The organism is Spiroplasma endosymbiont of Tipula paludosa (assembly GCF_964264785.1).
Lineage (GTDB): Bacteria > Bacillota_I > Bacilli_A > Mycoplasmatales > Nriv7 > Nriv7.
This window is the reverse complement of the sequence record NZ_OZ183484.1, coordinates 790,844-811,887: the sequence shown is the minus strand read 5'-3', so window position 1 is coordinate 811,887 and position 21,044 is coordinate 790,844. Positions and strand designations below refer to the sequence as shown.

The 21,044-nt window shown below is 24.9% G+C and carries 29 protein-coding genes; 16 read left to right on the top strand and 13 right to left on the bottom strand.

Translation table 4 applies throughout. The features are described 5' to 3' along the window. Positions 1-95: 95 nt before the first annotated feature. The 4 genes from ACFEL5_RS04795 to ACFEL5_RS04780 form a co-directional block, all read right to left on the bottom strand. Positions 96-461: a transposase family protein gene (locus tag ACFEL5_RS04795; protein WP_342224590.1), complete on the bottom strand. Its 366-nt coding sequence runs from the start codon at positions 459-461 to the stop codon at positions 96-98. 59 nt (positions 462-520) lie between these two features. After that, the gene (locus ACFEL5_RS04790; RefSeq protein ID WP_375315019.1) at positions 521-913 is read right to left on the bottom strand and encodes a transposase family protein; all 393 of its coding nucleotides are present in this window, start codon (positions 911-913) and stop codon (positions 521-523) included. Positions 914-1,231: 318 nt separating this feature from the next. After that, entirely contained in the window at positions 1,232-1,597 is a 366-nt protein-coding gene (locus tag ACFEL5_RS04785) for a transposase family protein (RefSeq protein WP_342224590.1), read from the bottom strand. 59 nt (positions 1,598-1,656) lie between these two features. After that, a complete protein-coding gene (locus ACFEL5_RS04780; RefSeq protein ID WP_375315019.1) occupies positions 1,657-2,049 on the bottom strand; it encodes a transposase family protein in 393 nt (130 codons plus the stop codon). Positions 2,050-2,117: 68 nt separating this feature from the next. Between ACFEL5_RS04780 and ACFEL5_RS04775 the strand changes: the two genes are divergently transcribed. From ACFEL5_RS04775 to ACFEL5_RS04725, 11 genes are all read left to right on the top strand, one after another. Next, positions 2,118-2,348 carry a hypothetical protein gene (locus tag ACFEL5_RS04775; RefSeq protein ID WP_375315108.1) on the top strand — a complete coding sequence of 77 codons (231 nt, stop codon included), beginning with the start codon at positions 2,118-2,120 and terminating at the stop codon, positions 2,346-2,348. Positions 2,349-2,438: 90 nt separating this feature from the next. Next, positions 2,439-3,383 (top strand): IS30 family transposase, encoded by a 945-nt coding sequence (locus ACFEL5_RS04770; protein ID WP_338966716.1) that lies wholly within the window; start codon positions 2,439-2,441, stop codon positions 3,381-3,383. 91 nt (positions 3,384-3,474) lie between these two features. Further along, entirely contained in the window at positions 3,475-3,714 is a 240-nt protein-coding gene (locus ACFEL5_RS04765; RefSeq protein WP_338966925.1) for a hypothetical protein, read from the top strand. 31 nt (positions 3,715-3,745) lie between these two features. Continuing rightward, complete coding sequence (locus tag ACFEL5_RS04760) at positions 3,746-4,741, top strand: hypothetical protein (RefSeq protein ID WP_375315107.1); 996 nt, start codon at positions 3,746-3,748, stop codon at positions 4,739-4,741. A 269-nt stretch (positions 4,742-5,010) separates the two neighbouring features. Beyond that, positions 5,011-5,244, top strand: a complete 234-nt coding sequence (locus ACFEL5_RS04755) for a hypothetical protein (protein ID WP_338966805.1) — start codon at positions 5,011-5,013, stop codon at positions 5,242-5,244. Further along, a complete protein-coding gene (locus ACFEL5_RS04750; protein WP_338966804.1) occupies positions 5,244-5,489 on the top strand; it encodes a hypothetical protein in 246 nt (81 codons plus the stop codon). The genes ACFEL5_RS04755 and ACFEL5_RS04750 overlap by 1 nt, the downstream gene beginning before the upstream one ends. A gap of 24 nt (positions 5,490-5,513) precedes the next feature. Further along, positions 5,514-5,828, top strand: a complete 315-nt coding sequence (locus ACFEL5_RS04745; RefSeq protein ID WP_375315106.1) for a hypothetical protein — start codon at positions 5,514-5,516, stop codon at positions 5,826-5,828. Positions 5,829-5,893: 65 nt separating this feature from the next. Then, on the top strand, positions 5,894-6,286 hold the full coding sequence (locus ACFEL5_RS04740; RefSeq protein WP_375315019.1) for a transposase family protein: 393 nt from the start codon (positions 5,894-5,896) through the stop codon (positions 6,284-6,286). A 2-nt stretch (positions 6,287-6,288) separates the two neighbouring features. After that, positions 6,289-6,711, top strand: a complete 423-nt coding sequence (locus ACFEL5_RS04735) for a transposase family protein (RefSeq protein WP_375315769.1) — start codon at positions 6,289-6,291, stop codon at positions 6,709-6,711. A 22-nt stretch (positions 6,712-6,733) separates the two neighbouring features. Continuing rightward, positions 6,734-7,519, top strand: coding sequence for a hypothetical protein (locus ACFEL5_RS04730; RefSeq protein WP_342190057.1), 786 nt, complete (start codon positions 6,734-6,736; stop codon positions 7,517-7,519). A 437-nt stretch (positions 7,520-7,956) separates the two neighbouring features. After that, positions 7,957-8,778: a lipoprotein gene (locus ACFEL5_RS04725; RefSeq protein WP_375315105.1), complete on the top strand. Its 822-nt coding sequence runs from the start codon at positions 7,957-7,959 to the stop codon at positions 8,776-8,778. A gap of 284 nt (positions 8,779-9,062) precedes the next feature. Here ACFEL5_RS04725 and ACFEL5_RS04720 read toward each other — a convergent pair whose 3' ends face one another. Further along, complete coding sequence (locus ACFEL5_RS04720; RefSeq protein WP_338966716.1) at positions 9,063-10,007, bottom strand: IS30 family transposase; 945 nt, start codon at positions 10,005-10,007, stop codon at positions 9,063-9,065. Positions 10,008-10,087: 80 nt separating this feature from the next. Then, the gene (locus ACFEL5_RS04715) at positions 10,088-10,330 is read right to left on the bottom strand and encodes a helix-turn-helix domain-containing protein (RefSeq protein WP_375315104.1); all 243 of its coding nucleotides are present in this window, start codon (positions 10,328-10,330) and stop codon (positions 10,088-10,090) included. Between the two features lie 224 nt (positions 10,331-10,554). On the opposite strand from ACFEL5_RS04715, the gene ACFEL5_RS04710 reads away from it, so the two are divergent. The 3 genes from ACFEL5_RS04710 to ACFEL5_RS04700 all read left to right on the top strand — a co-directional run bounded on the left by ACFEL5_RS04710 (position 10,555) and on the right by ACFEL5_RS04700 (position 13,175). After that, the gene (locus ACFEL5_RS04710) at positions 10,555-11,178 is read left to right on the top strand and encodes a hypothetical protein (RefSeq protein ID WP_375315103.1); all 624 of its coding nucleotides are present in this window, start codon (positions 10,555-10,557) and stop codon (positions 11,176-11,178) included. 616 nt (positions 11,179-11,794) lie between these two features. After that, positions 11,795-12,427, top strand: a complete 633-nt coding sequence (locus ACFEL5_RS04705; RefSeq protein WP_375315102.1) for a UPF0236 family transposase-like protein — start codon at positions 11,795-11,797, stop codon at positions 12,425-12,427. A 187-nt stretch (positions 12,428-12,614) separates the two neighbouring features. Continuing rightward, positions 12,615-13,175 carry a UPF0236 family transposase-like protein gene (locus ACFEL5_RS04700; RefSeq protein WP_375315101.1) on the top strand — a complete coding sequence of 187 codons (561 nt, stop codon included), beginning with the start codon at positions 12,615-12,617 and terminating at the stop codon, positions 13,173-13,175. 19 nt (positions 13,176-13,194) lie between these two features. On the opposite strand, the gene ACFEL5_RS04695 is transcribed toward ACFEL5_RS04700, so the two are convergent. Continuing rightward, positions 13,195-13,614, bottom strand: a complete 420-nt coding sequence (locus tag ACFEL5_RS04695) for a transposase family protein (RefSeq protein ID WP_375315760.1) — start codon at positions 13,612-13,614, stop codon at positions 13,195-13,197. 5 nt (positions 13,615-13,619) lie between these two features. Then, the gene (locus ACFEL5_RS04690; protein WP_375315019.1) at positions 13,620-14,012 is read right to left on the bottom strand and encodes a transposase family protein; all 393 of its coding nucleotides are present in this window, start codon (positions 14,010-14,012) and stop codon (positions 13,620-13,622) included. Between the two features lie 205 nt (positions 14,013-14,217). Here ACFEL5_RS04690 and ACFEL5_RS04685 point away from each other — a divergent pair, with 205 nt between their 5' ends. Continuing rightward, positions 14,218-15,162, top strand: a complete 945-nt coding sequence (locus ACFEL5_RS04685; protein WP_338966716.1) for an IS30 family transposase — start codon at positions 14,218-14,220, stop codon at positions 15,160-15,162. A gap of 12 nt (positions 15,163-15,174) precedes the next feature. Here the strand turns inward: ACFEL5_RS04685 and ACFEL5_RS04680 are convergent, their stop codons facing one another. Then, the gene (locus ACFEL5_RS04680; RefSeq protein ID WP_375315100.1) at positions 15,175-15,513 is read right to left on the bottom strand and encodes a hypothetical protein; all 339 of its coding nucleotides are present in this window, start codon (positions 15,511-15,513) and stop codon (positions 15,175-15,177) included. After that, complete coding sequence (locus ACFEL5_RS04675; RefSeq protein WP_338966716.1) at positions 15,514-16,458, bottom strand: IS30 family transposase; 945 nt, start codon at positions 16,456-16,458, stop codon at positions 15,514-15,516. It lies immediately after the preceding gene. Between the two features lie 68 nt (positions 16,459-16,526). Here ACFEL5_RS04675 and ACFEL5_RS04670 point away from each other — a divergent pair, with 68 nt between their 5' ends. After that, positions 16,527-16,703: a hypothetical protein gene (locus tag ACFEL5_RS04670; RefSeq protein WP_375315099.1), complete on the top strand. Its 177-nt coding sequence runs from the start codon at positions 16,527-16,529 to the stop codon at positions 16,701-16,703. 180 nt (positions 16,704-16,883) lie between these two features. Here the strand turns inward: ACFEL5_RS04670 and ACFEL5_RS04665 are convergent, their stop codons facing one another. From ACFEL5_RS04665 to ACFEL5_RS04655, 3 genes are all read right to left on the bottom strand, one after another. Continuing rightward, the gene (locus ACFEL5_RS04665) at positions 16,884-17,870 is read right to left on the bottom strand and encodes a hypothetical protein (protein WP_375315098.1); all 987 of its coding nucleotides are present in this window, start codon (positions 17,868-17,870) and stop codon (positions 16,884-16,886) included. A gap of 114 nt (positions 17,871-17,984) precedes the next feature. Continuing rightward, positions 17,985-19,823: a hypothetical protein gene (locus ACFEL5_RS04660; RefSeq protein ID WP_375315097.1), complete on the bottom strand. Its 1,839-nt coding sequence runs from the start codon at positions 19,821-19,823 to the stop codon at positions 17,985-17,987. A 169-nt stretch (positions 19,824-19,992) separates the two neighbouring features. After that, complete coding sequence (locus ACFEL5_RS04655) at positions 19,993-20,862, bottom strand: hypothetical protein (RefSeq protein WP_375315096.1); 870 nt, start codon at positions 20,860-20,862, stop codon at positions 19,993-19,995. Between the last annotated feature and the right edge of the window lie 182 nt (positions 20,863-21,044).

The window sequence follows — 21,044 nt, the reverse complement described above, 5'->3', positions numbered from 1 at the left end:
ATAGTTATGTACCAAGTCTAATTAATAAATCACGATAATCCATCGTATTTATTCGTTTACCAATTTTTAACATTAGACTTGGTACATAACTATAACTAGCTTAATTCAAAATTATATATTCCTGAAATTAAGTTAAATCGTAATCCAAATCTTCTAATCTTATTGCGATAACGATAAACTAGTATTTTAAATCTTTTTAATCTAGCAAAAACATGTTCAATGGCAATTCTAACTTTACTTAAAAAGCTATTATATTCCTTTTTATCTGGATTTAAGGGATTATTTTTACTCTTTTTAATTGGCAATAATGTATTTTTATGAACATTTTGCAAACCTTGATAGCCTGAATCGGCAATTAATTCTAATTTTGGATTTATAAGTGTATTTGATTTTAAAAATAACTTATAATCATGAATACTGCCATAACAAAAATCTACTGAAATAATTTTATTGTTAAATAAATCAATAATTATTTGTGATTTTAATGAATGTTGCCTTTTCTTACCAGAAAATAATAATTTTAGTTTTTTTTAATTCTTTCAATTGGAATTTCTGTAGCATCAATTGCTAATAAATTATTATTAGTAACTTTATGTTCCAATAATATCTTTTTGCCAGGTATATGAAAGTGACTATTTTTTATTAGAGTATTTTCAACTCAAAAGATATTACGAATACAACTAACATGACTAATATTATATTTTTTTGCAATAATACGATATGTACTATATTCTTTTCAGTATTCTAAAGTCATAAGTAATCTTTGCTCTATTGATAATTTATTTGGTCTACCACCAATTTGTTTTTGTTTAGCTTTAGCTTCTTTTAAAATTTCTACCATTTTCATGAAAGTTTTATATTTTATGCCTATTAGACTATAAAATTCATTTTCGTCTTTGTATTTATCTAACATTTGTACTTCACCTAGTAAATAATATTATCAAAATAGTAGATAAAATTAAAGGTTATGTACCAAGTCTATTGTTAAATTATCTTATTTAACTGAAAAAAATGAAAAACAAAATCAAGAAATCCAAACGAAAGGATAAAGCAATGTTAAAAGATGTAATTATTAAATTAATTGAATTAATTTATCCAACTGCCGATTTACCGCCCCAAGTAGTATTTTTGTTCTCAATTCTTGTAATCATTGTGTTATTTGCCAGTTTCATTGGGATTCTCTTTCTTCCGATTAAGTGTTTATTTCAATAGACTTGGTACATAACTATAACTAGCTTAATTCAAAATTATATATTCCTGAAATTAAGTTAAATCGTAATCCAAATCTTCTAATCTTATTGCGATAACGATAAACTAGTATTTTAAATCTTTTTAATCTAGCAAAAACATGTTCAATGGCAATTCTAACTTTACTTAAAAAGCTATTATATTCCTTTTTATCTGGATTTAAGGGATTATTTTTACTCTTTTTAATTGGCAATAATGTATTTTTATGAACATTTTGCAAACCTTGATAGCCTGAATCGGCAATTAATTCTAATTTTGGATTTATAAGTGTATTTGATTTTAAAAATAACTTATAATCATGAATACTGCCATAACAAAAATCTACTGAAATAATTTTATTGTTAAATAAATCAATAATTATTTGCGATTTTAATGAATGTTGCCTTTTCTTACCAGAAAATAATAATTTTAGTTTTTTTTAATTCTTTCAATTGGAATTTCTGTAGCATCAATTGCTAATAAATTATTATTAGTAACTTTATGTTCCAATAATATCTTTTTGCCAGGTATATGAAAGTGACTATTTTTTATTAGAGTATTTTCAACTCAAAAGATATTACGAATACAACTAACATGACTAATATTATATTTTTTTGCAATAATACGATATGTACTATATTCTTTTCAGTATTCTAAAGTCATAAGTAATCTTTGCTCTATTGATAATTTATTTGGTCTACCACCAATTTGTTTTTGTTTAGCTTTAGCTTCTTTTAAAATTTCTACCATTTTCATGAAAGTTTTATATTTTATGCCTATTAGACTATAAAATTCATTTTCGTCTTTGTATTTATCTAACATTTGTACTTCACCTAGTAAATAATATTATCAAAATAGTAGATAAAATTAAAGGTTATGTACCAAGTCTAATGTTTCTAGTTGTTTGAAAAGATTTAAATTGAGAACAAATTAAACAAACTTTCTGAGATTTGTTTATCCAAATTACAACTATTCCAGCTCATATTACTGGTGGTAAAGAAATTAATTTAACTGAAGAACCGCTTTGACTTTTAACAACCAACATCGCTTTTTGATTACTAACAACAGTTATTATCTTATTTATGTTGATTTTATTTTATAAAGCTGAATTATACTTGTAAGTGCAAGTAAATAAAATTGCAAAAGATTTCATATAAAAATTTCATGATGCTAAGTTTATTTTAGAAAAAGTAAATTTAAGGAGTTTTTATATGGGATACAAACATCTTGGCATAGATGAAAGAATTTATATTGAGAATCAATTGAAATTTAAAGTAAAAATTAGTGAAATAGCTAAAAATCTTAATCGAAGTATTAGTACTATTAATCGAGAAGTTAATAGAAATAAAGATAATAATCATTATTTTTCATTAATTGCACAAAATAAAGCAGAAAATAGAAAACAATTACATGTTTATTTTCATAAATTTAAAAATAGAGAATTAGTAAAATATGTACAACAAAAATTATTATTAGGTTGATCGCCTGAACAAATTTATGGCAGAATTAAAAATTTTCATCAAGAATGAATTATTAGTTTTAAAACAATTTACAATTGAATTTATTCTGGATTACTTGAAAAGGTTACTAGTAAAAATTTAAGAAGAAAAGGTAAGAAACGAAAATCTCAAGAAAATCGGGGTAAATTTAATGGTAAATCCATTAAAGAACGAAATGTTAATAATCGCATAACTCTTGGCCATTGAGAAGGTGATACTGTAGTATCATCACGAGGTAAAAGTAAATCATGTTTAATAACTTTAGTTGAAAGAACATCAAGATTTACTTTAGCAATATTAGTTGAAAATAGAACTACTAAAGTTATTAACAAAAATATTAGTCATTATTTATCAATTCTTCCAAATAATCTTGTTAAGACTATAACATTTGATAGGGGTAAAGAATTTGCTAATTGACAACAACTTGAAAAAAATTTAAATGTGAAAATTTATTTTGCTGATGCATATTCACCTTGACAAAGAGGTACTAATGAAAATACTAATGGTTTAATTAGAGAAAAATTTCCTAAAAAATTTAATTTTTCAAACACTACTAAAAATGCAGTTCATAAATTTATATTGTCTTTAAACCAAAGACCAAGAAAAATACTAAATTATCTTTCGCCAATCGAATATTTGGTTAGAAAAATAATTTAGTTGCACTTAACTTTACAATTTGGCTAAAGTTAAATCTTATTTTTGTTAATAAATATAGGATAAATATTTTGAAAAGAAAGGGGGTGATTATATGTTTACAACTTTCTTAGCTGATGCACCAGTAGCAATTACTGGAAAACAAGCCATTAGTAATTTGTGAGATAGTATGGTAGGACTTTTTGGAAAAATCTGAAGCGACATTATCAGTGGGCAAATGCCATTAGTAGTAGATTTCTTTGCTACTTATTGAATTTTTTTATTTCCGGCAATTGTTGGATTATTCTTATTTGCTTTTGGAATGTTTGAAAAACTACTATTAAGAGTTCGTTAATAGTAATTAAAAAAAATAAAGGGGTGCGATAATGTTTAAATTTCTAAAAAATATCTGTGAAAAAATTAATGACTTTGTTAGCTTAAATCGCACTTTCTTTATTATTTCTTGATATTATTATGCTTTTCTTGTTGTTATTAATCCACAATATTGAGTTTCATTTTTCCATATCATTGGTATTATTTTAAATTGTTTAATTTTAATTACTAAATTTATGCAATGGGTTAATCGTAAATCCTTTATTAACTTTTTATTCAAGTCGCCATTAAATATTGTGATTGGTTCATTGGGAACTGGTAAAACCGCTTTATTAGTTTTTGCTTCAAAACTTTTAGGTAAGAAAAAATGAAAGACGGCTTCAACTTTTCCAATTTTAGACCAACAAATGTTATCTTTAGGGCATATGTCGTTATTGGATAGTGAATATCCGATATTAGAAGAAAAACATTTATTGTTATGAGATGAAACGAACTTGTTTTTAGAAGGAACGGATTATAAAGAAAATGATAAATCAACTCAAGGTTTACAAGAATATTTTGCTCTAGTTAGACATTTTGGTCATATTGTTTTAGCGAGTGGACAACGACCTGAACATATTTGGGTTAAAGTCAGAGATATTGCTAATTCGGTTATTGTTGGTATTACTAAGAAATCAGTTAATATTTTTCGCCCCTACTTAAAAGTTATCTATGGCACTTTTAAATCTGTAGAAGAATACGAACGCTGACGCACGAGTTTAATTGATGCTAAAAATAATAAAAAAGGTCGTAAAACTAAATATCGTAATATTCCGGAATTAGATATCTACTTTTTTAAATTAAAAATTCCAATGTCCGTTTTAGAGTGTTATGACAACAAGTATTTATCTTTTTTACGCCCGGTTGCTAATCGCATTGTTGTTGATACTTATGAAGATAAATTTTATGAAACTACCGAAGTTGATTTAAAAATACTAAAATACCTTAAAATGGAAAAATTTAGTCGTATTATGGAATTACTAAAAAGTAATTTGAAAGATAAGAATTAATTCTCTTGCTAGTAGCGAGAATAGTGTTTTATTTATATTTGTTTATTTTCTAAAAAGTTTGTAAATTAGAGGAATTAAAACGATAAAAAATGCTACTAAGAAATTTTATACTACTTTATCTATGTTTTCCCAACGCCCTTATAAGTTTTAGGAGAACACCTTCAGTTGTTATTGTAAGTATTTATTATAATTACTTCTTTATTAAAATTCTCGCTACTAGCAAGGGAGTTAACTATCATATATTTTAATCTAAGAAAGGATACTTAATTATGGCAAATCTAGAAAAAATGGCATCATTTTTTGCTGATATTATTTATAAAGTTTTTGATTTAATTTGAAGTATGACTATTCCTGGTACCGGAATTCGGATTATCATTATTCCTTTAATCTCTTTAATTGTTAACTTTGTCTTTGTTGCTATTTTAGGTATTGGAATGCAAGCCAAAGAAAGTTATAAAAAGACAAGAGCTAACAAATCTGTTAAAGAGTGAGGTAAAAAATAATGTTTAAACTAGTTATAATTTTTCTTTTAATTACCGTTTTTTCTATTTTTGCTTTTGATGAATTTCTTGGTTTATGGCGTTTTGTAAATGAAGGATTGGAATATTTTAATAAAGTTATTGTGGCTAACAGTGAATTTTTACAATTATTTAAACCAATGATTAGGTTATTTTCTCAACATCCAATTTTTATTATTCTTGGAACAATTGGCATTTTATCAACAATATACTTTATTTTAAGAAGTTAAACGCAAAAGAAAGGACAAATAAATATGTATAAATTTATGTCGTTGTTAGTTATAGCTTTTATTGGTTTAGTCCCTCTAGGTGCCTTCTTTGATACAAAACAATCACTAAAACCTAGTATGGAACAATCTTTTATAAAGCGAGAAAAACGAGCCACAAACCCTAGTCAATGTGGTAATAGTTGTAAATTAGAATTTTTTAATATTTATAATAGTTTTTTAATTCCTAGCAAAATTGGCGGTGGAGCTAAAATTAAATTTCAAGATAACATAGATTTACCGCTTGAAATTAAAAAAACTCGCATTTTTAGTTTATCTCTGGGTAATAAAAATAAAGATTAGACTTGGTACATAACCTTTAATTTTATCTACTATTTTGATAATATTATTTACTAGGTGAAGTACAAATGTTAGATAAATACAAAGACGAAAATGAATTTTATAGTCTAATAGGCATAAAATATAAAACTTTCATGAAAATGGTAGAAATTTTAAAAGAAGCTAAAGCTAAACAAAAACAAATTGGTGGTAGACCAAATAAATTATCAATAGAGCAAAGATTACTTATGACTTTAGAATACTGAAAAGAATATAGTACATATCGTATTATTGCAAAAAAATATAATATTAGTCATGTTAGTTGTATTCGTAATATCTTTTGAGTTGAAAATACTCTAATAAAAAATAGTCACTTTCATATACCTGGCAAAAAGATATTATTGGAACATAAAGTTACTAATAATAATTTATTAGCAATTGATGCTACAGAAATTCCAATTGAAAGAATTAAAAAAAACTAAAATTATTATTTTCTGGTAAGAAAAGGCAACATTCATTAAAATCGCAAATAATTATTGATTTATTTAACAATAAAATTATTTCAGTAGATTTTTGTTATGGCAGTATTCATGATTATAAGTTATTTTTAAAATCAAATACACTTATAAATCCAAAATTAGAATTAATTGCCGATTCAGGCTATCAAGGTTTGCAAAATGTTCATAAAAATACATTATTGCCAATTAAAAAGAGTAAAAATAATCCCTTAAATCCAGATAAAAAGGAATATAATAGCTTTTTAAGTAAAGTTAGAATTGCCATTGAACATGTTTTTGTTAGATTAAAAAGATTTAAAATACTAGTTTATCGTTATCGCAATAAGATTAGAAGATTTGGATTACGATTTAACTTAATTTCAGGAATATATAATTTTGAATTAAGCTAGTTATAGTTATGTACCAAGTCTAATGAATAGTTTTATATCAGTATTAAGTAGTATCACTATTGGATTAACAAGTGTGACGCAATTAGCTTCTAGTAGAATTCAATTAGTTAGTCAAAAAAGTAATGTAGTATGTTTGCAAACAATAAAAAAACCATCGCAAATGGATATATCAAATTATGATGCTACTGTTAAAGCAATATTTAATTTTGATATTAAACCATTTAGAGATGCGAAAGTATGAACAGAATCTTATAATGCTGGTTGAAAATTTTGAAATTCAGGTTTAAAAATTTTTTTTAATAAACAAACAGTACAAGCCACAAAAGAGGTTTTACGATTTAAAAATGTTTCTAGTTATTCCGATATAAAAAATACTTTGACAATATTTTTTAGTAAATATAATAATCTTCAACAAATAATAAAAAATCATTCGCAAAACTTTCATATGATTCAAAAGGCGTTTAAAGATTTTTTAATTGTGCTTTTTGATATTGTTCCGCAAGATAAAAATATTGGTATGAAATTAGTTGAAGATTATTGACCATTTTTAAGTGAATATGCTCCTAACATTGTTAATTTTTTATTAAAAGAACAAGTTAGTAGTATTATGAAAGTATTAAATCAGATTAATAATGTCTTTAATAGGCTTAATAGCATTTTCTTTTTAGGAATACCTACTGTGATTTTAGGAGCGATTTATAAATTAGCATCAAGTTTTTTTATAAATATGATTAAGATTGATCAAGGAAAGGGAGTATATTTCTTTATTAGGTTGTATATTTATCCTGAAGGTTTTGAACCGTTATAATAAAGACTTGGTACATAACCTTTAATTTTATCTACTATTTTGATAATTATTTTTTAGATGAAATACAAATGTTAGATAAATACAAAGATAAAAATGAATTTTATAGTTTAGTCGGCATAAAATGTTATAGTTATGTACCAAGTCTTAAATAAAAAGATTTTCTTGAAAGGTAACAGTTAGTTTAATTGTTACCTTTAAATTTAATATAAAAAATTGGTAACCTTGTAATATTTACATATGTTGAAGACCGGTCAAGAAAAATTATTTTTAGCGAAAGTTTGAGAAATGTTTTATAATTAAATTCCAAACGAAGAATATTTTAGATTAAAATTTGGAGAAAGAAATTTTTATTGTTTAATTTGCTTTGTATTAATTTAAATATCTTTGCACATATAAATGTCAATATGTTAATAACAAGTAAAAAGGAGGATACAAGATTGAAAAAATTATTAAATTTATTAAGTGCAGTAAATTTAATTGCCATTGGATTAATTTCAGTTGTTAGTTGTGGTAGTAGCAGAGCTAAAATTAACCCAATTGCTAAACCAAAATCAGCAGAAGAAACAATTAATCATGAGCCGACATTACGTGCTTCTAATCCTAATAACTTCAAATTTGATCTAAGTAAAATTAGTCAAAAAGAAATATTATTAGATGAAACATCTAATGATGAATTTTTAACAAGACAGTCAATTCTTGAAACAGACATTAGTGAAAAAGTAAAAAGGGCGGTTTTAGAACTTTTAAAAGAAAATGATAATTCTTTAACTGAAAATGATTTTATCGTTGATTTTAGCGAAAATTTTCCAGTTGACATAAGAAATAAAACAAATATTAATATTAAAGCAAAGGTTAGTGAAAAAAATAATAATAACAATAATGCCGAAATAATAATAAATATTAAAAGAAGGTTTTATACAAATGTTAAAATTATATCAATTGAATCACCAACAAAGATTATTGCTAACGATCCAACAAAAGTTACTAAAGAAGAATTAAAAACAGCATTATTGCCAGAAATTTTAAAAGCATTAGAAAAATTAAATTCTGGATTTCCTAATGCTGTAAATATAAAATATATATTAATCAAAGAATTTGAAATAGAAAATCTAAATTTTCCCCTTGATTTATCTTCTGAAAAAATATTAACAAAGTTTAATATTAGTTTTAAATTTATAAGTGGTGTAATACCAGTTTTAATGTTTTCTCCAAACATAATTTTAAATAATTTTAAATTACCGATGGCATTAAAAAATTAGTTAAATATAAAGAAGGATTGTAAATTTTGATTTCTTCTTAGAAAGAAAGGTTAATAAAAGACCTTTCTTTTTATTACTTTGATTAGTAGCAAATTTTTTAGTTGGATTTTTTTATATCTTAGAGAGGAACTTATTTAAATAAAAGTGGTTAGTTAAGAGTATAAAAAATTAAAAATCTTAAAATGATAAATTAATAATGATTAAATTTAATTATGTAATAATGTCTAGAAAAAAAAGAATTTTTCACTTTATTTTATATTGCCAAATTGTAAAGTTAAGTGCAACTAAATTATTTTTCTAACCAAATATTCGATTGGCGAAAGATAATTTAGTATTTTTCTTGGTCTTTGGTTTAAAGACAATATAAATTTATGAACTGCATTTTTAGTAGTGTTTGAAAAATTAAATTTTTTAGGAAATTTTTCTCTAATTAAACCATTAGTATTTTCATTAGTACCTCTTTGTCAAGGTGAATATGCATCAGCAAAATAAATTTTCACATTTAAATTTTTTTCAAGTTGTTGTCAATTAGCAAATTCTTTACCCCTATCAAATGTTATAGTCTTAACAAGATTATTTGGAAGAATTGATAAATAATGACTAATATTTTTGTTAATAACTTTAGTAGTTCTATTTTCAACTAATATTGCTAAAGTAAATCTTGATGTTCTTTCAACTAAAGTTATTAAACATGATTTACTTTTACCTCGTGATGATACTACAGTATCACCTTCTCAATGGCCAAGAGTTATGCGATTATTAACATTTCGTTCTTTAATGGATTTACCATTAAATTTACCCCGATTTTCTTGAGATTTTCGTTTCTTACCTTTTCTTCTTAAATTTTTACTAGTAACCTTTTCAAGTAATCCAGAATAAATTCAATTGTAAATTGTTTTAAAACTAATAATTCATTCTTGATGAAAATTTTTAATTCTGCCATAAATTTGTTCAGGCGATCAACCTAATAATAATTTTTGTTGTACATATTTTACTAATTCTCTATTTTTAAATTTATGAAAATAAACATGTAATTGTTTTCTATTTTCTGCTTTATTTTGTGCAATTAATGAAAAATAATGATTATTATCTTTATTTCTATTAACTTCTCGATTAATAGTACTAATACTTCGATTAAGATTTTTAGCTATTTCACTAATTTTTACTTTAAATTTCAATTGATTCTCAATATAAATTCTTTCATCTATGCCAAGATGTTTGTATCCCATATAAAAACTCCTTAAATTTACTTTTTCTAAAATAAACTTAGCATCATGAAATTTTTATATGAAATCTTTTGCAATTTTATTTACTTGCACTTACAAGTATAATTCAGCTTATGAAAATAAACATGTAATTGTTTTCTATTTTCTGCTTTATTTTGTGCAATTAATGAAAAATAATGATTATTATCTTTATTTCTATTAACTTCTCGATTAATAGTACTAATACTTCGATTAAGATTTTTAGCTATTTCACTAATTTTTACTTTAAATTTCAATTGATTCTCAATATAAATTCTTTCATCTATGCCAAGATGTTTGTATCCCATATAAAAACTCCTTAAATTTACTTTTTCTAAAATAAACTTAGCATCATGAAATTTTTATATGAAATCTTTTGCAATTTTATTTACTTGCACTTACAAGTATAATTCAGCAAATATTAAATTAATTGATTAATTGGTAAGGAAAGAAGGAATGTTAAGGTGAAAAAAATATTAATTATTGGTTCAGGAATTGTTAATTTTTAACTTACAAAGAAGTTATTTAAGTTATGAAAAAAATATTATCAATTTTAGGAATGACTAATTTTATAGTAATATGAACAAGTTTAATTATTTCTTGTGGTGATAAATTAACAAAACCAATAGAACAATCAAAACCAATAGAACAACCAAAACCAATAGAACAACCAAAACCAATAGAACAACCAAAACCAATAGAACAACCAAAACCAATAGAACAACCAAAACCAATAGAACAACCAAAACCAATAGAACAACCAAAACCAATAGAACAACCAAAACCAATAGAACAACCAAAACCAATAGAACAACCAAAACCAATAGAACAACCAAAACCAACTAATGAGTCACTGACTAATATTAAAATTAAGATAAATAACATATTTGTAAAAAATCCATCTAATGTTACTCAAGAAGAATTAAATAAAATATTACTACCGGAAATTACAAAAAAAATTAAAGAAATTGATAATGCAATAAATGAAAATGATATAACTTTTATTTTTAAAGATGTCTTTTGAAATGAAAATCATATAAATCTAAAAGAAAAAAAGGACATTAAAATTGATCTTTTGGTTTTAACAAAAGATAAAATGAATATAAATTTATACAAAAATATAACTATTAGTCTTCCAATTGCAGAAAAAATATAAAGAAAATAAATTAAGGGGAAATTAATTTATAGATTTTTGAATGCAATCATCGTGATTTCCTAAGTTTCTAATATGCAAGTATCAGCGACATATTTTATAATTTGTCGTTTCTTTTAAAATTAAAAATCGTTTTTATCACAAGAATTGCAGATTCCAACTGTATGGTTTTAATCAATTGCACACTAAACATTATTTTCTATCTCCCCAAAAATTTATTTTTAATATCAAAAAACTAACCTCCCAAAAATTTTATAAAAACCATTGTACGAAACATATAGGGTTTCTACAAAAAATTAGCAATCTTGTAATATACCACAGAGGGGTTTTAAAAAAGGATGTAATATACCACAGATGTTTTGCACAATAGACTTGGTACATAACCTTTAATTTTATCTACTATTTTGATAATTATTTTTTAGATGAAATACAAATGTTAGATAAATACAAAGATAAAAATGAATTTTATAGTTTAGTCGGCATAAAATGTTATAGTTATGTACCAAGTCTATTATTTTTTCAGCATATTAAATACTAGTTCTAAAAACATTTATCATTAAAGAAGAAAAATAAGCTAACTAAACTTTATTAAAATTACTATCAAGAAAGGTAATTTATTATGTTAGAAATTAATAATAATGTAAAAACCCCGGAAAATAAGCATTGATTAAACTTATTTACAACCCATAAAAATATGTACACCAATAAATGCGAACAACTAGCTAATGAATACGAAAAATTAGATGAATACTTATATAAATATCATTATCGCTTAAAACAAGGTTATAAAGTAGTTCATTTTGCATCAAGAACAATTATTACAATTTTTGGTGATGTTAATTTTAAACGACGCCGATATAAATATTGAAATAAAAAATCAGGTAAATTTGAATATGTATGTTTGTTAGACAAAGAAATTGGTCTATTACCCAAACAACGCATTTATTTTGATGTCCAATTTAAAGTTTTAAGTCTTCTGGGTGATGGTAAGCGGTATCGCGATGTTTTAGACGCTCTAAATCATTGTTATATTTCAAAAGCTAGTATTTCAAATATTTTAAATAAATACGATATTGCCGAATATTTTCAACTAGCAGAAAAAGAAACTAAAAATAGAATTGATGTCAAAAGTAAGGATTTATATATTCAACTAGATGAGACATTTTTAGCGACATTAGACCATAAAGTTAAACAAGACCAAAGAATTCGTTTAGTTACTTTTCACACCGGACATAAAAGACTTGGTACATAACTATAACATTTTATGCCGACTAAACTATAAAATTCATTTTTATCTTTGTATTTATCTAACATTTGTATTTCATCTAAAAAATAATTATCAAAATAGTAGATAAAATTAAAGGTTATGTACCAAGTCTAAAGAAAAAAACGACAACAATGCTCGTAGAGAATTAGAAAACAAACGAGGTCATTTTCTAATGTTAAAAGTTGGTAAACGAATAAATACGATGGATTATCGTGACTTATTAATTAGAGAATTACAAAAACATTATGTGAATATTAATTATGACAAAATAATTGTTTGTGGCGATGGCGCTACTTGAATTAGAGAAATTGCCAATAGTTTTGGTAATGTTAGATATATTTTAGATGGGTATCACGCTATTAAAAAATTAAAACAAACGGCATTTAATATTATTTTTGAAAATCGCAAAGTAACACTAAATAGTTGAATTGAATTATATAAAAATGGTAATCATCAAGAATTAATCAAAAACATTCGCAATGGTGCTAAAAATGAATTAAATAAAGACATTAAAAAAAATTTAAGGAGGGCGAGTAATTATTTCGAAAACAACAAGCATGGTATTCATCATCAAAATTTAGAATGAAATATCGGTTGTAGCATTGAAAGTGATGTATCACATTTGGTAAAACAACAATTAGGATATGGGGCGAAAATATATAATCATAAAAATTTAAATAATCTATTACATTTAAGAATGGCAAATTTAAACAAATTAAATGTATTACATTAGACTTGGTACATAACTATAACTAGCTTAATTCAAAATTATATATTCCTGAAATTAAGTTAAATCGTAATCCAAATCTTCTAATCTTATTGCGATAACGATAAACTAGTATTTTAAATCTTTTTAATCTAGCAAAAACATGTTCAATGGCAATTCTAACTTTACTTAAAAAGCTATTATATTCCTTTTTATCTGGATTTAAGGGATTATTTTTACTCTTTTTAATTGGCAATAATGTATTTTTATGAACATTTTGCAAACCTTGATAGCCTGAATCGGCAATTAATTCTAATTTTGGATTTATAAGTGTATTTGATTTTAAAAATAACTTATAATCATGAATACTGCCATAACAAAAATCTACTGAAATAATTTTATTGTTAAATAAATCAATAATTATTTGTGATTTTAATGAATGTTGCCTTTTCTTACCAGAAAATAATAATTTTAGTTTTTTTTAATTCTTTCAATTGGAATTTCTGTAGCATCAATTGCTAATAAATTATTATTAGTAACTTTATGTTCCAATAATATCTTTTTGCCAGGTATATGAAAGTGACTATTTTTTATTAGAGTATTTTCAACTCAAAAGATATTACGAATACAACTAACATGACTAATATTATATTTTTTTGCAATAATACGATATGTACTATATTCTTTTCAGTATTCTAAAGTCATAAGTAATCTTTGCTCTATTGATAATTTATTTGGTCTACCACCAATTTGTTTTTGTTTAGCTTTAGCTTCTTTTAAAATTTCTACCATTTTCATGAAAGTTTTATATTTTATGCCTATTAGACTATAAAATTCATTTTCGTCTTTGTATTTATCTAACATTTGTACTTCACCTAGTAAATAATATTATCAAAATAGTAGATAAAATTAAAGGTTATGTACCAAGTCTAATCAAGAAAAACATTAAAAAGGGGGAAATGCTGAATTATACTTGTAAGTGCAAGTAAATAAAATTGCAAAAGATTTCATATAAAAATTTCATGATGCTAAGTTTATTTTAGAAAAAGTAAATTTAAGGAGTTTTTATATGGGATACAAACATCTTGGCATAGATGAAAGAATTTATATTGAGAATCAATTGAAATTTAAAGTAAAAATTAGTGAAATAGCTAAAAATCTTAATCGAAGTATTAGTACTATTAATCGAGAAGTTAATAGAAATAAAGATAATAATCATTATTTTTCATTAATTGCACAAAATAAAGCAGAAAATAGAAAACAATTACATGTTTATTTTCATAAATTTAAAAATAGAGAATTAGTAAAATATGTACAACAAAAATTATTATTAGGTTGATCGCCTGAACAAATTTATGGCAGAATTAAAAATTTTCATCAAGAATGAATTATTAGTTTTAAAACAATTTACAATTGAATTTATTCTGGATTACTTGAAAAGGTTACTAGTAAAAATTTAAGAAGAAAAGGTAAGAAACGAAAATCTCAAGAAAATCGGGGTAAATTTAATGGTAAATCCATTAAAGAACGAAATGTTAATAATCGCATAACTCTTGGCCATTGAGAAGGTGATACTGTAGTATCATCACGAGGTAAAAGTAAATCATGTTTAATAACTTTAGTTGAAAGAACATCAAGATTTACTTTAGCAATATTAGTTGAAAATAGAACTACTAAAGTTATTAACAAAAATATTAGTCATTATTTATCAATTCTTCCAAATAATCTTGTTAAGACTATAACATTTGATAGGGGTAAAGAATTTGCTAATTGACAACAACTTGAAAAAAATTTAAATGTGAAAATTTATTTTGCTGATGCATATTCACCTTGACAAAGAGGTACTAATGAAAATACTAATGGTTTAATTAGAGAAAAATTTCCTAAAAAATTTAATTTTTCAAACACTACTAAAAATGCAGTTCATAAATTTATATTGTCTTTAAACCAAAGACCAAGAAAAATACTAAATTATCTTTCGCCAATCGAATATTTGGTTAGAAAAATAATTTAGTTGCACTTAACTTTACAATTTGGCAAAATTAAAATTTATTTGATAAGAACTTTCACCTTTATTAAAACCATTAATAATTCTTTTATCTTCAACAAAGAAATAAGAACGAAAAATCATATTCTTACTATTTTCGATTGTTGAACCAAAGTTAATTAAATACTGTTTGGGATAAAAAGTAATTAATGAGCGATAGAAAAACCCCATTTGTAAAACATTTTTAGGAATTTCTTGCATTCCTTTATAACTTAATCCTACATAAGTAGAAGCATCCATATCAAAACTCGCATAAAAGAATTGTGTAAAAAAACCACCTAAAACTTTATAAATGCCAAATTGTAAAGTTAAGTGCAACTAAATTATTTTTCTAACCAAATATTCGATTGGCGAAAGATAATTTAGTATTTTTCTTGGTCTTTGGTTTAAAGACAATATAAATTTATGAACTGCATTTTTAGTAGTGTTTGAAAAATTAAATTTTTTAGGAAATTTTTCTCTAATTAAACCATTAGTATTTTCATTAGTACCTCTTTGTCAAGGTGAATATGCATCAGCAAAATAAATTTTCACATTTAAATTTTTTTCAAGTTGTTGTCAATTAGCAAATTCTTTACCCCTATCAAATGTTATAGTCTTAACAAGATTATTTGGAAGAATTGATAAATAATGACTAATATTTTTGTTAATAACTTTAGTAGTTCTATTTTCAACTAATATTGCTAAAGTAAATCTTGATGTTCTTTCAACTAAAGTTATTAAACATGATTTACTTTTACCTCGTGATGATACTACAGTATCACCTTCTCAATGGCCAAGAGTTATGCGATTATTAACATTTCGTTCTTTAATGGATTTACCATTAAATTTACCCCGATTTTCTTGAGATTTTCGTTTCTTACCTTTTCTTCTTAAATTTTTACTAGTAACCTTTTCAAGTAATCCAGAATAAATTCAATTGTAAATTGTTTTAAAACTAATAATTCATTCTTGATGAAAATTTTTAATTCTGCCATAAATTTGTTCAGGCGATCAACCTAATAATAATTTTTGTTGTACATATTTTACTAATTCTCTATTTTTAAATTTATGAAAATAAACATGTAATTGTTTTCTATTTTCTGCTTTATTTTGTGCAATTAATGAAAAATAATGATTATTATCTTTATTTCTATTAACTTCTCGATTAATAGTACTAATACTTCGATTAAGATTTTTAGCTATTTCACTAATTTTTACTTTAAATTTCAATTGATTCTCAATATAAATTCTTTCATCTATGCCAAGATGTTTGTATCCCATATAAAAACTCCTTAAATTTACTTTTTCTAAAATAAACTTAGCATCATGAAATTTTTATATGAAATCTTTTGCAATTTTATTTACTTGCACTTACAAGTATAATTCAGCTTTCTTCTTCATTAGCATTAAATTTTAACCTATTAAAATTTTGCTCTAAAAATTGAAAAAATTTTTGCTCTGCTTGAGCTATTTCTACTTGTTTTGAATTAGTTTTCTTATTATTTTTTGTAGTAAATATTTTATAAATCTCATCATTAAAATTACTACATAAACTATTTTCCCATTAGACTTGGTACATAACTATAACATTTTATGCCGACTAAACTATAAAATTCATTTTTATCTTTGTATTTATCTAACATTTGTATTTCATCTAAAAAATAATTATCAAAATAGTAGATAAAATTAAAGGTTATGTACCAAGTCTATTGTTCTTTTAATTTCTTAATATCATCAGAAGATATTTTTTGTTCTTTTAAACTTTGTTCTTTAAGGTGCCAATAACCTTTTATATTATTTTCTTTAATACAAATAATATTTCAAATTAATTTATCTTCAGTTAAAATGAAATCTTTGTCATTAAAATCAATTGGTGTATAGTTGGAAAAATTCTTTTCATTTTTACTATATTTATGATTCATTTTTTGTTGTACCATATAAATATTATCAAGACTTAAATATTTTTTAAGAATTGGTAAAACTTCGCCATTCAACAATTTGTTTTTAAATTCCTCAATTAATTCATTATTTTTAAATTTTATTAATTCTCACTCCATTAGTTTTTTTGATTGAGTTTTTAGTAAGGTTTGATTTTCCAATATGTCTGACTTTTTAATATGCGCCATTCATAAAAAATATTCATTACTATCAATGTTAAGCTTAAAATTATTTTGTAATCAAAATGTATGTGCTATTTTCATTTTTGGTAATAAATTCTCAAAATATTCATTTGACATAAAATCTGCAATCGGTATCTCTTTTAACAATGCTAATCGTAATTCTAATTCGCTATCTGCTATAATATCAATTTTAGAATCATTAACTCCATCATCTCCAGTAAATAATTCTGAGCAAGGTGTTGGAGGGATAGAACCTTCAACACTGTCATCATCAAGGTTATCATTTTCTAATATTAAATCACTATCGGTTTTTTCTGATATTTTTCATGATAATTGTTGTTTCATTATTTGAGCATCTTCTTTAAGTACTTTCATTTGTGTGGACACAGATCCGACAGCATTTTGTAGTGCCCCAATGAGTCTCGCGCGATCATCTAATATAGCTAATACTTCTTGCCTAAAAGTATCGTTTTGATTACTATTACTATTATTCATTAGACTTGGTACATAACTATAACATTTTATGCCGACTAAACTATAAAATTCATTTTTATCTTTGTATTTATCTAACATTTGTATTTCATCTAAAAAATAATTATCAAAATAGTAGATAAAATTAAAGGTTATGTACCAAGTCTATTATTGTTTTTCCTTCCATATTTATTAAGATTCATTAATCTACATTATTTAGTATTCATAAGAGCTTTCTCTTGCTTGCTGTTCTTTTTCTTGTTGTCTTTTTTCTCTTGCTTGTTTTTCCTTCGTTTGTTGTGCCAGCATTTGCTCTGCTACTTTGGCAGTTTCTGCTTCAAGTTTAAAAATTGTATTGCGATCAAAACTAGTTCCTGCTTGTGGTGCAGTTAAATTAAAATAATCTTGTTGTTCTTCTGATTTTATTACTTCGCTTATTATTTCATCAATATCTGTTAATTTCTCTTCGCTTTTTCCTAATGTTTGTTCTGCTTTTTCTTGTTGGTTTCTTTCTTTTGCTTGCTCTGCTTTTTCTTGTTGTTTTTTTTCTCTTGCTTGTTTTTCCTTCGCTTGTTGTGTTAACATTTGCTCTGCTACTTTGGCAGTTTCTGCTTCAAGATTCAAGATATTGTCTAACTGTTTTTGATTATTATCAATTTCCACTGATGAAGTGCCATCTCCTTTAAGCTTTGCTAAGCGATCTGAAAGTTCTTGATGAACGGCACCATCAGAATAATCAACAATATCACTAGCTACTAATGGTGAATCTCCATCCCTCTTAAGTTCTGCTAAGCGAGCTAACAATTCTTCGTTAGATAAATGTTTATTTGGTTCAAGACTGCTCATTTTATCGATAAGCTCTTGTTCAGTTCATACAACTTTAAAACTTTCGTCTTGAATTTGTTGCTGTTTCAACATTTGCTCTGCTCCTTTGGCAGTCTCTGCTTCAAGTCTGATGATATTTTCTAACTGTTTTTGATTTTCATCTATTGTTAATGATGTTAGTGATACCATTGATGAAACGCGCTTAATATTAAGGTTTTCCATAGTTTCTAAGATTGCTTCCTCAGTTCACACTTTGTTAGCATTATCAATTTCCCCTGATGAACTTGCATCTCCTTCAATTTTTGTTAATTGCTCGAATAATTGTTGCTCAATAATATTATTAGAGTAATCAACAATATCACTTTCTACATAATTAACTAATGGTGAATCTCCATCCTCGTTATGTTTTGCTAATCAATCTAACAATTCTTGGTTAGTTGTGATATTAGAGTAATCAACAATATTACTATCTACATAATCATTAGTTAATGATAAACTATTATGTTCTCTAAGTGCTTCCAATCTTTCTTCAATTATTTGATTATTTTTTAATATTAATGAACTATTAAATTTTCTAAGATCTTCCAATCTTTCTTCAATTGCTTGAATTTTCTTGAATTCGGATGGATTATTATATTTGCTAAGTTTTCTTAACTTATCCCTAATCATTTGATCTCTTTTTATTCCTAGTTCGCTGTTAAAGTTTCTAATTTCTTTTAACTTATCTCTGATGATTTTATCTATTACTGCTTCTGAATAATAATCTATTTCACTATGAGCGTTGTCAAAAATATTAGAGGGCTTATTAACTGTGTCATCTAGAAATAATTGCTGATTGTCAGCATAATTCCTTCTAAAATTATGAGGATTACTCTGTGAGTCATCTTTTTCAATAACACTATGTGATTTTCTTAATAAGTAACCCATTACTTCATCATTATGACTTAGTCCTGACAACCTAGAAGTTCTACTAGTTCGATGTCTATTTCCTAATGATGAACTGCTATTACCTCAGTTTATTTGTAAAATTGTTGCTAATAAACATGCTAATTCTCAAGGTGATTTAGTTGGTTTTATTTTTATCATTTGTTTATAATTTACAGCATTGGTTTCTAGTGATGAAATACTTTGAATCATTTGTTCTTGCTCGTTTTTTATATCTGCTCTTAGTTGTTCTTCTCATTTTTCAACTTCAAATAGATTTTCTGATAGTTTTTGGGTTCTTTTCATTATTATTCTCCTCTTAAATTTCTACTAGAAGATGCTATTAAAATGAATCTAATCAATTTTTTTCTAGTTAATTATTAGTTTCTTCATATATTTTGTGGTTTTCCAACAACAATTAATCATTCAAATGTTCTAATAATTAATATCAGCATGATTTTCCAATTTTATAACTTTAACTAGATAATAAAGGTTTTTCGCGTTGACTTTTTTTTCTTTTTTGTTCTTCTGCTTCTTTAGCTTGTTGTCTTTCTTCTAATTTTCTTTTTTTTGCTTCTCTTGCTTGTTGTCTTTCTTCTCTTTCTCTCTTTTGCCTTTCTAGCATTTGCTTTGCTACTTTGGCCGTCTCTGCTTCAAGTTTACGACTATTTTCTAACAGCTTTTCTTCTGCTTCTCTTCTGCTTTGTTTTTCTGCTTGCTGTTTTCTTTGTTCTTCTGCTTGCTGTTTTCTTTGTTCTTCTGCTTGCTGTTTTCTTTGTTCTTCTTGTTGCTTTTCATACTCTTTAACACTTGTTTTGCTTAATTTTCGTTGTTCTTCTTCTTCATCTAATCGTTTAGCAACTTCTCTTGCATTTTCTATTTCTTTTTCTAAATTTCTTTCGTCTTCATTTCCTTTGGTTTTTCTTGTCGGTTTATCACTAATATTTAATTTTTTTAATCCTTCTGTTAACTCTTCTTCCTGTCTTGCTTGATCTTCTTGTTGTCTTTTTTCTCTTGCTTGTTTTTCCTTCGCTTGTTGTGCTAGCATTTGCTCTGCTACTTTGGCCGTCTCTGCTTCAAGTTTACGACTATTTTCTAACAGCTTTTCCTCTGCTTCTCTTCTTTTTTGTTCTTCTGCTTGCTGTTTTCTTTGTTCCGCTTCTTCTTGCTGCATTATTTCATCAATATCTGCTAATCTTTGTTCTACTTCTCTTTTTGCGTTTTCTTTTGCTTCTTCTTGTCTTGCTTGATTTTCTTGTCATCTTTGATCTAATAATGCTCTTGCATGGGCGCATAAAGTTTTGTTAGGTGGGTAAAGATTTGAATAATTTTGAAAGAAAAGCAACTAAAAATTTATTACCTTTTTACTTGAAAAATAATTAATAAAACAAAATATTTAATATTAACAAACATATTCTTAATAAAAGGTTATAAAAACTAAGTAAAATGCTTATAAAAACAACATTAAAATAATTTTTTACAACAAAAATCATACATAAGAAATATATACTTAATTTGCATATTGAA